Here is a 14,023-nt window from a genome sequence, read left to right as displayed (position 1 = left end):
GCAAGCCCATGCGACATGGAGACATTTCAAGCAGCAAGGACGCCGTCGGCGTGGCCGTGGTGAACTACAAGATGCCGCGTCTGCATACGCGCAGCGAGGTGTTGGAAAACGCGCAGAAGATCGCCGCCATGCTGGTGGGCATGAAGCAGGGCCTGCCGGGGCTGGATCTGGTGGTGTTCCCCGAGTACTCGACCCACGGCATCATGTATGACCGTGAAGAGATGTTCGAGACCGCCGCCGCCATCCCCGGCGACGAGACCCGCATCTTTTCCGAGGCCTGCCGCATTGCAGGTGTATGGGGCGTGTTTTCCCTGACCGGCGAGCGCCATGAAGAGCATCCGCGCAAGGTCCCCTACAACACCCTGATCCTCATCAACGACCAGGGCGAGATCGTGCAGAAGTATCGCAAGATCATGCCGTGGACGCCCATCGAGGGCTGGTATCCGGGCGATGCCACCTATGTCTGCGACGGCCCCAAGGGCTTGAAGATCAGCCTCATCATCTGCGATGACGGCAACTATCCCGAGATCTGGCGTGATTGCGCCATGAAGGGCGCGGAACTGGTAGTGCGCTGCCAGGGCTACATGTATCCGGCCAAGGAACAGCAGATCATGGTCTCCAAGGCCATGGCGTGGATGAACAACCTCTATGTGGCCGTGGCCAATGCGGCCGGGTTCGATGGCGTCTATTCCTACTTCGGCCACTCGGCCATCGTCGGCTTCGATGGCCGCACGCTGGGCGAGTGCGGTACCGAGGAAATGGGTATCCAGTATGCCGAGCTGTCGATCTCGGCCATCCGTGATGCGCGTCGCAATTGGCAGTCGCAGAACCACCTCTACAAGCTGCTGCATCGCGGCTATACCGGCAAGATCAATTCGGGCGAGTCGCCGGCCGGCGTGGCCGAGTGCCCCTTCGACTTCTATCGCACCTGGGTCAATGACCCGCAGGCTGCCCGCGCCCAGGTCGAGGCCTTGACCCGCAACAGCGCCGGCACGCCCGAATGCCCGATGCCGGGGATCCCTACCGAGCCGGCAGCTTGATAAGTCATTCGGGTTGGCAACTGATGTCCGTTCGGACTGAGTAGACCCAAAGGGTCGTATCGAAGGCGCTCATGCCGCTTGCCAACCGCTGGCGCGCCTTCGATACGCCGCGTTGCGGCTACTCAGGACGAACGGCAGCAGCAATGCAGGCTGGCATCAAGCCATGAACCTATCCACCACCAAGGAGATCGCATGCAACACTTCAAGATCAAGCCCGGCGTCCCGCTGGCAGAGCAGGCTGAACTGGGTCACAACCGCTGGCACCCGGACCTGCCGTTCCTGGCCTCGGTCAAGCCGGGCGAATCCATCCTGATCGAGTCGCTGGACTTCCTGGACGCCCAGATCCAGGACACCGACGATGTCTCCGACGTCAAGAACGTCGACCTCACGCGCGCCCATCCGCTGACCGGTCCCTTCCACGTCGAGGGCGCAGAGCCGGGCGACCTGCTGGTGATCGACCTGCTGGACATCAAGCCGGTCACGCCGGTGGGTTTCTCGGGCGTGTTCGCCAAGGAAAACGGCGGTGGCTTCCTGGCCGATTATTTCCCCGAAGCCGACAAGGCCATCTGGGACCTGAAGGGCTTGTATGCCACTTCGCGTCATATTCCGGGCGTGCGCATCGCTGGCCTGACCCACCCTGGCCTGATGGGTTGCCTGCCTTCGCATGACCTGCTGGCCGAATGGAACCGGCGCGAAGCTCCGCTGGCCGCCAAGGGCCTGGCGCAGCCACCGAACCCCAGCACCGCCGTGCTGCGCGGCCTGACCGGGGCCAAGTTCGACGAGATGGCCAAGGTGGCGGCGCGCACCGTGCCGCCGCGGGAGCATGGCGGCAATACCGACATCAAGGACCTGTCGGCGGGTACCCGCATCTTCTTCCCGGTGTATGTGAAGGGCGCGGGTTTCTCGATGGGCGACCTGCACTTTTCGCAGGGCGATGGCGAGATCGGCTTCTGCGGCGCCATCGAGATGGATGGCGTGAGTCACGTCGGCTTCGACCTCATCAAGGGCGGCATGGCCAAGTACAACATCACCTCGCCCATCTTCATGCCCAGCATCGTCAAGCCGCATTACGAGCAATGGCTGACCTTCGAGGGCATCAGCGTGGAAAACGGCGTGAACTACTACCTCGACGCCACCGTGGCCTATCGCCAGGCCTGCCTGAAGGCCATCGACTACCTGACCCACTTCGGCTACACCGGCAGCCAGGCCTACATGCTGCTGACGGCCGCGCCGGTGGAAGGGCGCATCGGCGGCATCGTCGATATCCCCAACTGCGCCTGCACGGTGGCCTTGCCGACCTCGATCTTCGATCAGGACATCACGCCCAAGGGCATGTTGAACGACAAGTCATATTGGGGCCGCAAGGGCTAGCGCTTTTCGCTGTTCGCTGTTCGCAGTGACGTGTGTGTTCCCGGCCGGGCGCAGGCCTGGCCGGGTTTTTTGATGTGATGCTGAATTGCTGGAGGAAGCGCCATGCCCTTGTACGATATCCGTTGCAGCCATTGCGAAGGCATCTTCGAACGCCTGATTTCCTTGCAGGCACTGCATGGCGAGACAGTTTGCCCTTACTGCCAAGAGCGTACCGCCGCTTCGCCCATGCCCACGGGCGGTCACGTCGGCTTGCAGGTCAAGTACCGCTGGCAGCCGCGCAATGGCGCTGAGCAACTGGCCGGGCAGGGCGCGACCGGACCAGGGACGCACGCGGGCGCAGGGCGCAGCAGTGTGCTGCACAACTGCAAGGGACACAGCTGCAGCATCTGCGCGACCTGAGCCGCAGGCTCAGCCCAGTAGCCGCGCGCCCAGCACCAGCAGGGCCACGCTGGCGAGCAATCCGAACAGCGCCACCAGTTCGTAGTCCTGTGCTTGTTGGCGCCAGTGGCCGCTGCCCAGCGGCAGCCAGCGCGGATAACGGCCCAGCGTGATGAGCTTGAGCAGCCCGCAGCCGAGCAGGTAGAAGAGAGTATTGAAGGCCAGATACCGTAGCAGGCCCAGCAGCAGGCTGATGATGTTCTCCATCGGCCCCCCTTATTCCAGCATCGCGTCCAGCCCGGCGGCGAGCTCGCCCAGGGACGGCATGGCCCGTTCGGCCTTGTCGGGATCATGCTTGACCAGCAGCGGCATCCACGCCGGGTCCACGCCCAGCTTCTTGCCGACCGCAGCCGGGTAAGTGGCCTGCGCGTTTTCATCATCCTGCGACAGGATCGCCACCCGCGCCGCCCAGCCGCCCAGGTGGACCCAGGCGGCGGCGCGATCGAACCGGCCTGCGCCCAGCGGATCGGGCACCGAGCGCAGCGCCGTCACCAGCGCATCCGGGAAGTGCCAGATCGCGGCCAGCTCGGCCGAGACATCGGCGTAGTGGAAACCCCAGGCCTCTTTCTCCCGTTCGGCGCGGTCGCTGTCGAGCACATTGCTGTGCCGGTCCAGGGGCGCTACCGCATTGGCGGCCACGGCGTGCAATTGCAACTGGCCGATGCCATGCATCATCCCCACCGTGAAGACGGCGTCGCCATTGTCTTCACCGACCATGCCGGCGTGCATGGCCAGCCAGCGCGCGGCCACGGCGGTGTAGAGGGTGTGCCGCCAGAACTGGTGCAGGTCCATGCCGCGGGTGTTCTTGAAGGCCGCCACCATGCCATTGCCCAGCACCAGGTTGCGGACCATGATGAAACCCAGGATGCGCAGCGCGTCATCGACCGTGCCGATGGTGCGCGAGGCGTGGAAGAAGGCCGAGTTCGCCAGCCGCAGCACCTTGGCGCTCAGGGCAGGGTCGGTGGCGATCTGCTGGGCGATCTCGTGGGCAGAGATGTCCTCGGCGTTGAAACTGGCCATCAATTGCTGTACCACCTTGGGAACGGTCGGCAATTTGCCAGGCTGGTCCACCAGGCTCTTGAGCTCCATGAAAATTCCTCCGTGCAATGTTTGTGTCGCTTCTCAAAGGCAATACCGCGAATTGCGGCTCCATTGTGGCAGAGATCGGTCGATTTGCCCTGGCCTTTGTCCGTATCATGACGCTATCCAATGCTTCGGAGTGCAGTCATGATCAACCGCAAGAAACCGGTATCGGCCGCGCCCAATGATGGGCATGCGCACCCCGACGACGACCAGCCGGTGGCGGCCAGCGCCTCCTGGGGCGACGTGCCGGCCTATCTGCAGGACTGCCTGCAGCGCAGTTTCCTGTTCCTCGATACGCTGCTCGACCGTGGCAACGACTACCTGGAGCACCTGGAGCAGGGCACCCCGCCGCTGCTGAAATTTGCCCATGAAGTGGTGCTGGACGGCCACGACCTGCCGCAAGCCTGCAACTACGCCTTGCTGAGGCTACAGCCGCCTGCCGGCCTGCCGGTCAATCCGCAGGCGCGGCCGGTGGTGGTGGTCGATCCGCGCGCCGGACATGGGCCGGGCATTGGCGGATTCAAGTTCGATTCAGAAGTGGGCATGGCCATGAAGGCCGGCCATACGGTGTATTTCGTCACCTTCCGTCCCGAGCCCGAGGACGGGCAGACGCTGGTGACGGTGATGGATGCCGAGGCGCGCTTCCTGGAAGAGGTGATCCGCCGCCATCCGCAATGCTCGGCCAAGCCGGTGGTGATCGGCAATTGCCAGGCTGGCTGGGCCATGATGACGCTGGACGCGGTGCGGCCGGAGCTGTTCGGGCCGCTGATGATGGTAGGCGCGCCGGCCTCCTACTGGGCCGGCAGCTCGACCTTGAACCCGATGCGCTACAGCGGCGCGAACCTGGGCGGCACCTGGCTGGCGTCGCTGGCCGCTGACCTGGGCGCGGACCGCTTCGATGGGGCCTATCTGGTGGAGAACTTCGAGAAGCTCAATCCAGCCAATACCTTCTGGAACAAGTACTACAACCTGTGGGCCGGCGTGGACCAGGAGGCGGCGCGCTTCCTGGAGTTCGAACGCTGGTGGGGCGGCTTCTTCCGCATGACCGGGGCCGAGATCGAGGCCATCACCGAAAACCTCTTCGTCGGCAACAAGCTGGCGCGGGGCGAACTGCAGGTGCGGGGCAAGCCGGTGAACCTGCGCGAGATCAGCGCGCCCATCGTGGTCTTCGCCTCCTGGGGCGACAACATCACTCCGCCGCCGCAGGCGCTGAACTGGATCATCGATACCTGGGGCGACGAGCGCGCCATCGCGGCGGCGGGCCGCACCATCATCTACGTGCTGCATGAGAGCGTGGGTCACCTGGGCATCTTCGTGGGCGGCTCGGTGGCGCTGAAGGAACATGACCAGCTGGTCAGCTCGCTGGACGTGATCGAAAGCCTGCCGCCCGGCCTCTACGAGATGAAGCTGGAACGTAAGGATGGCCGTCCCACCCAGCGCTGGGACGTCCTGGAGCCGGGCGACTATACGGTGCACTACGAACACCGCACCATGGAAGACCTGCGCAAGCTCAATCCGGAGGGACGCGAGGAAGAGGCGATCTTCTCGACCATCAGCCAGTGGTCGCAGATGAATGCGCAGTTCTACAAGACCTGGGTGCGCCCCTGGGTGCGCATGACGGCCACCCGCGAGAGCGCCAACGCCTTGATGCGCATGAACCCTTTGCGCATGCAGCGGCAACTGTTCTCGGACGCCCATCCGGCGGCCGCCTTCATCCGTCAGCAGGCCGCGCAGGCACGGGCGCAACGGGTGCAACTGGACCCGCAGCATCCGCTGAAGCAGTACGAAGCCCGCATGGCGCAGAAGATCACCGATGAGCTCAACGCCTGGCGCGACCAGCGCGACGCCCGCACAGTGCGCATGACGCGCCAGATGTTCGGTCCGAATGGGCTGGGCGCCTGGCTGCCGCCGCGCGAGCCCGATGCCGAGCTGGCCCAGCGCTGGGCGCAGCAGGAACTGGGGCGGTATCGCGAGACCGTGATCGGCCAGATTGCCGAGGGCGGCTTTGCCGAGGCGGTCTGCCGCATCGTCATCGCCGGCATGATTTCGATTGGTGTGTTCGAACGGCGCAGCCTGCGCCTGGCGCGGCTACTGGCGCAATTGCCGAACATGCACGCCAGTGTCTCGGCGCAGACCAACTGGGTGCAACTGCTCAAGGAACAGGCGCGCATCACCGCCGTGGCGCCCGTGGAGGCGCTCAATGCGTTGGGACAGATGCTGCCCGATGCGGCCAGCCGCGAGCGGGCGCTGGCCTTGTCGGCGGCGGTCATGATGATCGAGCCGACACTGGCCAATCCGCGTTCGGAAATCATCGAGCTGCTCATCGGCACGCTCGATGTCAATCCGGACAAGGTGATTGCGCTGGCGCGCAAGCTGACGTCGGCCATCGGTGCGGGCAGCGATGAGGTCACGGTGCCGGCCGGCGAGCTGGAAGCGGCTCCCGTCAAGCGGCCACGCGCGTCTTCGCCTCGGCGCACCGAGGCCAAGCCTGCGCCGACGCCGGCAAGGACGCAGCGTAAGGCGGCGGCTCCCGCGCAACCGAGCAAGGCGGCCAAGTCAGTCACATCAGCCAAGTCGCTGAAGCCCGCCAAGCCGTCCAGCGCTACCACGACCAAGCGCAGCGCCCGCAGCCGAAGTAACTGAGCCCCGCCAGGGCGGGCAGGGCGTCAGGGCCGCTCGCCGCGCGCCAGGCGCGCGCGGATATGCGCCACCACCTCGGGCAATCCGGCGACGGTGTCGATGACGTAATGGGCGCCGGCCTGGCGCAGACGGTCCTGCGCCTGCCGGTTCAGTTCACTGGCCGTCGCTGGCGGCAGGCTGTCCAGTTCGCTGCGGGTGAGTCCGACTTCATTGCCGCACAGCGACACGCCCACGCTCCACATGCCTGCACGCAAGCCTTCCTCTATCCCCGGCACGGTATCGTCCACCTTGATGCAGGCCGCCACGTCGTCGATCCGTAGGGCCAGCACATTGGCCAGCGCCATGTAGGGACCGGGCCGGCCGCCCGCGGCCAGTTCATCACCGGCCACTACGTGGTCGGGGCGGATGCCGGCGGCGGCCGCCAGCGGCAGCAGCACGTCCAGCACCTGGCGCGGATAGCCGGAGCAGGAACCGATTTTCAGGCCTTGGCCGCGCAGCCAGGCCAGCACCTGCGCGGCGCCGTCGATGGGCTGGGAGTACTGGCCGACCTTGGCGATCTGCATCGGCATGAAGCGCTCATAGAGGGCGTCGACATCGCTGTCGGCGGGCGGCCTGCCGGTGCGTGCTTGCCATTGTGCGGCAATGGCGGGCTCGTCCAGCAAGAGGCGGATGTGCTGCCACTTCGACAGCCCCATGGGGCCGCGCGCCTGGGCCAGGCTGATCTCGATATCGAAGCTCTCGAAGGCATCGACGAAGATCTGGGTCGGCGCCAGCGAGCCGAAATCGACCAGCGTACCGGCCCAGTCGAAGATGACGGCTTGCAGGGCGGGGCAGGCGCGGGAGGCGAGGGCGGTGTTCACGGGATTCTCCTGGGGTAGGCGTGGCGGCGTCGTCATTGACGCCGCCATCGACAGTGAATAGCTTAAAGCGGCATTGTGACGGGCCTGTTATCGATATAATCGCCAAAATCGGTAGGAACTATTGGCAGGATCTATAGATGACCCCTTCGCAACTGCGCGCCTTCCTGGCGGTGGCGCGCCATCGCGGCTTTTCGGCGGCAGCGCGCGCCCTGGGCGTGAGCCAGCCCACCCTGACCACCCAGGTGCAATCGCTGGAGCGCGAGCACAATGTCGAACTGTTCTTCCGCCGGGGCCGGCGGGTGGACTTGTCGGAGACTGCGCAACGGCTCTTGCCGATCGCGCAGAACATCGCCGAACTGGAACTGGACGCCCTGAACCTGCTGGTCAATTCCGGGGCCTTGCATGTGGGGCATCTGCGCATCGGCGCGGTCGGCCCTTTCCACGTCATCGAGATGGTCGATGCCTATCGCGCCCGCTATCCCCGGGTGGAGCTGTCGATCCGCCTGGGCAATTCGGCGCAGACCCTGGCGGACCTGGAAAACTACGTGACCGACGTGGCCGTGCTGGCCAGCTTCACCGATGATGCGCGCTTTCACGCCTTGCCCTACGCCGACCATGCGGTGGTGCTGTTCGCCCACCGCAGCCATCCGTTCTACCAGCGCGACTCGGTCACCCTGGCCGAGCTGGACCAGCAGCCCATGCTCATGCGCGAGCAGGGTTCCACCACCCGCCTGGCGCTGGAAAAGGCCTTGCAGCAGGCTGGTGTGAAAGTGCAGGTGGTCATGGAGATCGGCAGTCGCGAGGCGCTGCGCGAGGCGGTGGCGCGGGGGCTGGGCCTGGGCGCGGTGTCGGAGGCCGAATTCGTGCCCGATGAGCGTTTTCGCATGGTGCGCATCGAGGGCGATCCGGTCAGCACCCATACCTATGTCTATTGCCTGGCCGAGCGTCGCGAGGGGCGGCTGGTCGGTTCCTTCATGAAGATCGCTGCGCGCAGCTGAGCCAGGGCGCGGCCGAGGCGGGCGCTTTGGCTTATCATGTCGGTTTGCCCATTTTCCAGGAATCAGGGAGAACCAACGTGATCAAGCATATCGTGATGTGGAAGCTGAAGGACCATGCGGAAGGCGCCGACAAGGCCACCAACCTGCGCAAGATGAAGGCACTGCTGGACAGCTGCGCCAACGTGGTGCCGGGCATCCTGAAGTTCGAGGCCGTGGTGGCCCAGCCGGGTCTGGAAGCGACCTATGACGTGGTGCTCTATTCCGAGTTCGCCTCGCGCGCGGCGCTGGACGCCTACCAGGAACATCCCGACCACGTGGCCATCAAGCCTTTCATCGGCGCGGTGCGCGAAGCGCGCCAGTGCATGGACTACGAAGTCTGAGGCCGGCACGATGAGTCTGGCGCTGACCGAGGTTTTCCCGCAGGGCAATCCCTATCTGCAGGCCCTGGGCGTGGAGGTGCTGGAATACGGCGACGACCGCGCAGTGATGTCGCTGCTGTTGAAGCCGGAGTTCATGAACAGCTGGCAGGTGGCCCAGGGCGGCATCTCGATGACGCTGCTGGACGTGGCCATGGGTCTGTCGGCGCGTGCCGGCGTGCCTGACGCCAAGTCCTCGGCCACGGTGGAGATGAGCACCAGCTTCCTGCAGCCGGCGGGTCGCGCTGGCGACACCATCGTGGCGCGCGGCCATACCTATCACCGTTCCACCACCATGTGCTTCTGCCAGGCCGAACTGTGGCAGGGCGAGCGGCTGGTGGCCAAGGCCATGGGCACTTTCAAGCTGATTCGCCGCCTCGATATCTCGCGCAAGCTGGAGCATGACTGAATCCGTGTCCGGCTTGCCAGACCTCGTGATTGCTGATTTCCAGTTCTTTCCGTTCTTATTTCAATGCAGGGTACCCGCATGAACATCATCACCGGCAGCTGGGACGCCATGCGCGCCCACGCCCAGCCTATCCGTTTCGACGTCTTCGTGGACGAGCAGCAGGTTCCGGCCGAGATCGAGCTCGACGAGATGGATGCCCATTGCATCCACGCCGTGGCCTATGACGAGGCAGGCCAGCCGCTGGCCACCGGCCGTCTGCTGCCCGACGGCCATATCGGCCGCATGGCCGTGCGCAAGGCCGGACGCGGCAAGGGCGTGGGTGGGGCGGTGCTGCAGGCGCTGATGCAGGCCGCCCGCGCGCGCGGCGACCGCGAAGTGGTGCTCAATGCGCAGACGCATGCAGCGCCTTTCTATGCCGCCCACGGTTTCGTGCAGGAAGGCGAGATCTTCCTCGAGGCCGGCATCGAACACATCACCATGCGCGCTTCGCTGGCGCCGGGTTAAGCAGCTGCAGGACGCTGGCCGGGCTGGCCTTGCTGGCTCTGCTCGAGGCGGAAGTAGGCCAGTTGGGCGTTGAGCTCGCGCGCCCGTTCCGCCATCGCCTCGGCGGTGATGGCCAGCTCCTCGGAGGCGGCCGCATTGCGCTGGGTGGTGTCGTTCAACTGCGTGACGGCCACGCCGATTTCGGCCACGCCTTCTTCCTGCATGCGCGAGGACAGCGTGATCTGGTTGATCTGCTGGGAGGCCTGGCGTATCCCCTGTAGGGTGCCTTCCACCAGCCGCTGGCTGGTCTGCTCGGCCAGCTCCACACTTTGCTGGGCGATCACGCTGATCTCGTGGGCGCTGCTCTGGCTGCGTTCGGCCAGCTTGCGCACCTCGGCCGCCACCACCGAAAAGCCGCGTCCATGCTCGCCGGCGCGGGCCGCTTCGATGGCCGCATTGAGCGCCAGCAGATTGGTCTGGTAGGCAATGTCGTCGATCACGCCGACCTGGCGCGCAATGCCGCGCATGGCGTCGACCGTGGTCTGCACGGCCGCGCCGCTCTTGTCGGCGTCGCTGGCGGCGGCGACCGCGATCTGGTTGGTGCGACGGGCATGTTCTCCGGTCTGCTGGATGGCCTGGTTCATGCTGGCGATGGCACCATGGACTTCTTCCACCGCCGCAGCCTGCTCGCTGGAGGCCTGCGCCAGTGCATGGGCGGTGGCGTTGAGCTGGCGTGACGACACGCCCAGCGCTTGGGTCGAGAGGGTGACATTGCGCATGATCTCGGTCAGGCGTGCGCGCATGGTGTGCATGGCGTAGAGCAGGCTGCTGCGGTCGTTGCTGCGCAGATTGACTTCCACGCACAGGTTGCCATCGGCGATCTGGCGCACGATATCGGCGGCATAGGCCGGCTCTCCACCCAGTTCGCGGCGCACGCCGGCGATGATCCATAGCGCCAGCGCCAGGCCCAGCGCCAGCGTCAGCCCGGCGATCTCCAGGTTGTGGGTGCGCAGGCGCTGGTATTCGTTGCGGGCCTCTTCGTAGGCGCTGCCGGTGAGGCTTTCCTGCAGCCGGCCCAGCTTCGACAGCAGGCCGGCCAGATCGGCCAGTTGCGTGGTCAGCGCGGTCCAGCGGCGATTGGCTTGCAGCGGTTCGCCGTTGGCGATGAGCGTGATGATCTGGTCGCGTTCGCTCAGGTAGGTCTGCCAGCGCTCTTCGAAGCGCCCGGCCAGGGTGGTTTCTTCCGGACTGAGGCGGGTGTCGCGGTAGGCCTTCCATCCTTCCCGGAAACTGGCGTCCAGCGCCGCCATTCCCCCCAGGTTCTGCTTGATGCGCGCCGCCGAGACGCTGTCGTCGGCATTGGGATCGGTGCGCAGGTTGGCCATCATCAGGGCGCGCCCCATCAGGTCGCGGTTCTGGTAGAGCGCATCGCGCACCCGGGCAATGTGGATGAGCGCCATCGTGCGGTCTTCATAGACGTATTTCAGCTTGTCATTGCTGGAGGCCATGCCCAGCATGTCGCGCCAGGCCAGCAGGAGGACGCTGGCGCACAGCAGCGCCAGCAGCAGCCCCAGGCGGGCGGTGACCGACAGTTTTCCTTGCACGATGTTTTCCTTGTTGTTGGCGGGAACTACCCCAGCATTCACTATAACGAACTTTGTTGCAGCGCAGAATGAAGAAAAGAACTGCTTGCAGCCCTGTTTCCTGAGCTTATGTGGTTTCCCACAATACCGGCACGGGGATGACTGCGCGATACTTGCGCCCGAACCGGGGAGGGGGAGTTCTCCCGGACAGATAACAAGCCAGAACGGACGATGATCCGCTAATGGCAGGAGGCGGGTCCAGGCGGGCCGGCTGATAATCGATGTTTAAGGAGAAAGACTATGACGGCGCAAAAACCGCCCCTCTACAAATCGCTGTATTTCCAGGTCCTGGTTGCCATCGTGATCGGCATCTTGCTGGGCCATTTCTACCCATCCACGGGTGAAGCCATGAAGCCGCTGGGCGATGGCTTCGTCAAGCTGATCAAGATGATCATCGCGCCGGTCATCTTCTGTACCGTCGTCATCGGCATCGCCGGCATGGAAGACATGAAGAAGGTCGGCAAGACCGGCGGCCTGGCGCTGCTGTACTTCGAAGTCGTCAGCACCGTGGCGCTGATCATCGGCCTGTTGCTGGTGAACTTCCTGCAACCGGGCGTGGGCATGAACGTCGATCCGGCTTCGCTGGATACCAAGAGCATCGCCGCCTACACCGCGCCGGGCAAGATGGGTTCTGTGACCGACTTCGTCCTCGGCATCATCCCCACCAGCATGGTGGACGCCTTTGCCAAGGGTGATGTGCTGCAGGTGCTGCTGGTGGCGGTGCTGTTCGGCTTCGCCCTGCACAAGTTCGGTGGCCGTGGCACGCTGGTGTTCGACTTCATCGAGAAGATCTCGCACGTGCTGTTCTCGGTGGTGGGCGCGATCATGAAGGTGGCCCCGATCGGCGCCTTCGGTGCGATGTCCTTCACCATCGGCAAGTACGGCGTGGGTTCGCTGTTCTCGCTGGCCAAGTTGATGGGCACCTTCTACCTGACCTGCCTGCTGTTCATCTTCGTGGTGCTGGGCATCATCACCCGCCTGCACGGCTTCTCGATCTGGAAGTTCGTCAAGTACATCAAGGAAGAACTGCTGATCGTGCTGGGCACCTCGTCCTCGGAATCGGTGCTGCCGCGCATGCTGGCCAAGATGGAAAACGCCGGCGCCAAGAAGACCGTGGTCGGTCTGGTGATCCCGACGGGTTACTCCTTCAACCTGGACGGCACCGCGATCTACCTGACCATGGCGGCTGTCTTCATCGCCCAGGCGACCAACACCCCCATGACCTTCGTGCAGGAACTGACGCTCTTGGGCGTGCTGCTGCTGACTTCCAAGGGCGCAGCTGGCATCACCGGTTCGGGCTTCATCGTGCTGGCGGCTACGCTGTCGGCGGTGGGTCACGTGCCGGTGGCCGGCCTGGCGCTGATCCTGGGTATCGACCGCTTCATGTCCGAAGCCCGCGCGCTGACCAATACCATCGGCAACGGCGTGGCGACTCTGGTGGTGGCCAAGTGGAGCGGTGAGCTCGACAGCGAGCGCCTGACCAAGGTCTTGAACAACGAGACCGTGGAAGACGCGCAAGCGCCGGAATCCATCCTGGATCGTACTGACGCCAAGATGCATCACTAAGCAGATAAGCAGAGGAGGGAGCTACTCCCGCCTCGCTTGCTTCATCGGCCCCATTCCTGCGCCAACTGGCGCGGTGATGGGGCCGATGTGTTTTGGGGTGGTGATGCTAAGGACTGGCCACGGCTTGTCGCAGGAATTCTACAAACGCCCGCACCCGCGCCGACAGATGCCGGTTGTGCGGATACAGGATGGAAAAGCGGCGGGTGCGATAGCCGGCCTGCTGCAGCACTTCGACCAGCTCTCCCCGACGCACGGCGGCGTCGGCGATGAAATGATAGATCTGGAACAGGCCACCGCCTGCGATGGCCCAGTTCACGCAGCCCAGCACGTCATCATGGATGCGCTGGCGGCTCTTGAAGTGAAAATCCATGTCGCGCCCCTGGGCGTCCTTGAAGATCCAGGGCATGGCGCGACCGCTGCTGGGCAGGATGAACTGGATGCAATCATGCTGTTCCAGCTCGGCAATACTGCGCGGCTGGCCGCGCCGGGCCAGGTAGGCGGGGGCGGCGAAAAGGCCCAGGGTGGCCTCTTCCAGGGTATGGGCGATCAGGCGGGAATCGGGCGGCACGCCCAGCCGGATGGCCAGGTCATAGCCTTCCTCGACGAAATCCACCACCCGGTTGGCAATGCTCAGTTCCACCTCGATCTGCGGATAGGCCTGCTGGAAGCGCGGCAGCAAGGGCAACAAACGGTAATGGGCATAGGGCGTTCCGACGCTGATGCGCAAGAGCCCGCTGGGGACCTTCTGCTGGCCGGTGAGGATGCGCTCGGCGTCGGCAATCTGTTCCAGCGCCTGCTGGCATTGGTCGCGGTACAGCTCGCCTTCGCGGGTGAGGCGGATCTGCCGCGTGGTGCGAGCAAACAGACGCACGCCCAGGCGGGATTCCAGCCGGCTGATGGAGCGGCTCACCGAGGCCGGGGTCAGGCCCAGCGCTTCGGCGGCGGCGGTGAAGCTGCCCAGTTCGGCGGCCTTGCAGAACAATTCGATACTGCCTAGCTGGACGGGGTCGAAACTGCGCATTTGTTCACTGATGTAATAAATGAATTGATGGGAAGGCAGTTTATCTGCTTGAGCG

Annotated in this window: 14 protein-coding genes; 9 read left to right on the top strand and 5 right to left on the bottom strand. The window is 64.7% G+C overall.

Annotation, left to right across the window (positions count from 1 at the left end; translation table 11 throughout):
• Window positions 1–8 precede the first annotated feature (8 nt).
• The 3 genes from ACP92_RS13130 (at window position 9) to ACP92_RS13120 (ending at window position 2,810) form a co-directional block, all read left to right on the top strand.
• Complete coding sequence (locus tag ACP92_RS13130) at window positions 9–1,040, top strand: aliphatic amidase (RefSeq protein WP_013234604.1); 1,032 nt, start codon at window positions 9–11, stop codon at window positions 1,038–1,040.
• A 192-nt stretch (window positions 1,041–1,232) separates the two neighbouring features.
• Entirely contained in the window at window positions 1,233–2,411 is a 1,179-nt protein-coding gene (gene fmdA / locus ACP92_RS13125) for a formamidase (RefSeq protein WP_013234603.1), read from the top strand.
• 102 nt (window positions 2,412–2,513) lie between these two features.
• A complete protein-coding gene (locus ACP92_RS13120) occupies window positions 2,514–2,810 on the top strand; it encodes an FmdB family zinc ribbon protein (protein WP_013234602.1) in 297 nt (98 codons plus the stop codon).
• Window positions 2,811–2,819: 9 nt separating this feature from the next.
• Here the strand turns inward: ACP92_RS13120 and ACP92_RS13115 are convergent, their stop codons facing one another.
• Window positions 2,820–3,056 (bottom strand): hypothetical protein, encoded by a 237-nt coding sequence (locus ACP92_RS13115; RefSeq protein ID WP_013234601.1) that lies wholly within the window; start codon window positions 3,054–3,056, stop codon window positions 2,820–2,822.
• Window positions 3,057–3,065: 9 nt separating this feature from the next.
• The gene (locus ACP92_RS13110; protein WP_013234600.1) at window positions 3,066–3,938 is read right to left on the bottom strand and encodes an HDOD domain-containing protein; all 873 of its coding nucleotides are present in this window, start codon (window positions 3,936–3,938) and stop codon (window positions 3,066–3,068) included.
• A 138-nt stretch (window positions 3,939–4,076) separates the two neighbouring features.
• On the opposite strand from ACP92_RS13110, the gene ACP92_RS13105 reads away from it, so the two are divergent.
• Complete coding sequence (locus tag ACP92_RS13105) at window positions 4,077–6,575, top strand: DUF3141 domain-containing protein (protein ID WP_013234599.1); 2,499 nt, start codon at window positions 4,077–4,079, stop codon at window positions 6,573–6,575.
• A 23-nt stretch (window positions 6,576–6,598) separates the two neighbouring features.
• On the opposite strand, the gene phnX is transcribed toward ACP92_RS13105, so the two are convergent.
• Window positions 6,599–7,432: a phosphonoacetaldehyde hydrolase gene (phnX, locus tag ACP92_RS13100; protein ID WP_013234598.1), complete on the bottom strand. Its 834-nt coding sequence runs from the start codon at window positions 7,430–7,432 to the stop codon at window positions 6,599–6,601.
• 137 nt (window positions 7,433–7,569) lie between these two features.
• Here phnX and ACP92_RS13095 point away from each other — a divergent pair, with 137 nt between their 5' ends.
• The 4 genes from ACP92_RS13095 (at window position 7,570) to ACP92_RS13080 (ending at window position 9,759) form a co-directional block, all read left to right on the top strand.
• Window positions 7,570–8,430: a LysR substrate-binding domain-containing protein gene (locus ACP92_RS13095; RefSeq protein ID WP_013234597.1), complete on the top strand. Its 861-nt coding sequence runs from the start codon at window positions 7,570–7,572 to the stop codon at window positions 8,428–8,430.
• Window positions 8,431–8,507: 77 nt separating this feature from the next.
• A complete protein-coding gene (locus ACP92_RS13090; RefSeq protein WP_013234596.1) occupies window positions 8,508–8,810 on the top strand; it encodes a Dabb family protein in 303 nt (100 codons plus the stop codon).
• Window positions 8,811–8,820: 10 nt separating this feature from the next.
• Entirely contained in the window at window positions 8,821–9,255 is a 435-nt protein-coding gene (locus ACP92_RS13085) for a PaaI family thioesterase (RefSeq protein ID WP_013234595.1), read from the top strand.
• A 78-nt stretch (window positions 9,256–9,333) separates the two neighbouring features.
• Complete coding sequence (locus ACP92_RS13080; RefSeq protein WP_041310803.1) at window positions 9,334–9,759, top strand: GNAT family N-acetyltransferase; 426 nt, start codon at window positions 9,334–9,336, stop codon at window positions 9,757–9,759.
• On the opposite strand, the gene ACP92_RS13075 is transcribed toward ACP92_RS13080, so the two are convergent.
• Window positions 9,756–11,342 (bottom strand): methyl-accepting chemotaxis protein, encoded by a 1,587-nt coding sequence (locus ACP92_RS13075; RefSeq protein WP_232284840.1) that lies wholly within the window; start codon window positions 11,340–11,342, stop codon window positions 9,756–9,758. The two genes, ACP92_RS13080 and ACP92_RS13075, sit on opposite strands and share 4 nt — an antisense overlap.
• 279 nt (window positions 11,343–11,621) lie before the next feature.
• Here ACP92_RS13075 and ACP92_RS13070 point away from each other — a divergent pair, with 279 nt between their 5' ends.
• Entirely contained in the window at window positions 11,622–12,947 is a 1,326-nt protein-coding gene (locus ACP92_RS13070) for a dicarboxylate/amino acid:cation symporter (RefSeq protein ID WP_013234592.1), read from the top strand.
• Window positions 12,948–13,053: 106 nt separating this feature from the next.
• Here the strand turns inward: ACP92_RS13070 and ACP92_RS13065 are convergent, their stop codons facing one another.
• A complete protein-coding gene (locus ACP92_RS13065) occupies window positions 13,054–13,968 on the bottom strand; it encodes a LysR family transcriptional regulator (RefSeq protein ID WP_013234591.1) in 915 nt (304 codons plus the stop codon).
• Window positions 13,969–14,023 lie beyond the last annotated feature (55 nt).

The organism is Herbaspirillum seropedicae (assembly GCF_001040945.1).
In the GTDB taxonomy this organism is placed as follows: Bacteria; Pseudomonadota; Gammaproteobacteria; order Burkholderiales; family Burkholderiaceae_D; genus Herbaspirillum; species Herbaspirillum seropedicae.
Note: the sequence above shows the minus strand (reverse complement) of the source record. Positions and strands in the feature narration are given on the sequence as shown.

Bases quoted from the DNA above. Each gene is read 5' to 3' on its own strand.
- ACP92_RS13085 (WP_013234595.1), top strand. From the start codon at position 8,821: ATGAGTCTGGCGCTGACCGAGGTTTTCCCGCAGGGCAATCCCTATCTG.
- ACP92_RS13080 (WP_041310803.1), top strand. From the start codon at position 9,334: ATGAACATCATCACCGGCAGCTGGGACGCCATGCGCGCCCACGCCCAG.
- ACP92_RS13115 (WP_013234601.1), bottom strand. From the start codon at position 3,056: ATGGAGAACATCATCAGCCTGCTGCTGGGCCTGCTACGGTATCTGGCC.
- ACP92_RS13120 (WP_013234602.1), top strand. From the start codon at position 2,514: ATGCCCTTGTACGATATCCGTTGCAGCCATTGCGAAGGCATCTTCGAA.
- ACP92_RS13070 (WP_013234592.1), top strand. From the start codon at position 11,622: ATGACGGCGCAAAAACCGCCCCTCTACAAATCGCTGTATTTCCAGGTC.
- ACP92_RS13095 (WP_013234597.1), top strand. From the start codon at position 7,570: ATGACCCCTTCGCAACTGCGCGCCTTCCTGGCGGTGGCGCGCCATCGC.
- ACP92_RS13130 (WP_013234604.1), top strand. From the start codon at position 9: ATGCGACATGGAGACATTTCAAGCAGCAAGGACGCCGTCGGCGTGGCC.
- ACP92_RS13105 (WP_013234599.1), top strand. From the start codon at position 4,077: ATGATCAACCGCAAGAAACCGGTATCGGCCGCGCCCAATGATGGGCAT.
- ACP92_RS13065 (WP_013234591.1), bottom strand. From the start codon at position 13,968: ATGCGCAGTTTCGACCCCGTCCAGCTAGGCAGTATCGAATTGTTCTGC.
- fmdA (WP_013234603.1), top strand. From the start codon at position 1,233: ATGCAACACTTCAAGATCAAGCCCGGCGTCCCGCTGGCAGAGCAGGCT.
- ACP92_RS13110 (WP_013234600.1), bottom strand. From the start codon at position 3,938: ATGGAGCTCAAGAGCCTGGTGGACCAGCCTGGCAAATTGCCGACCGTT.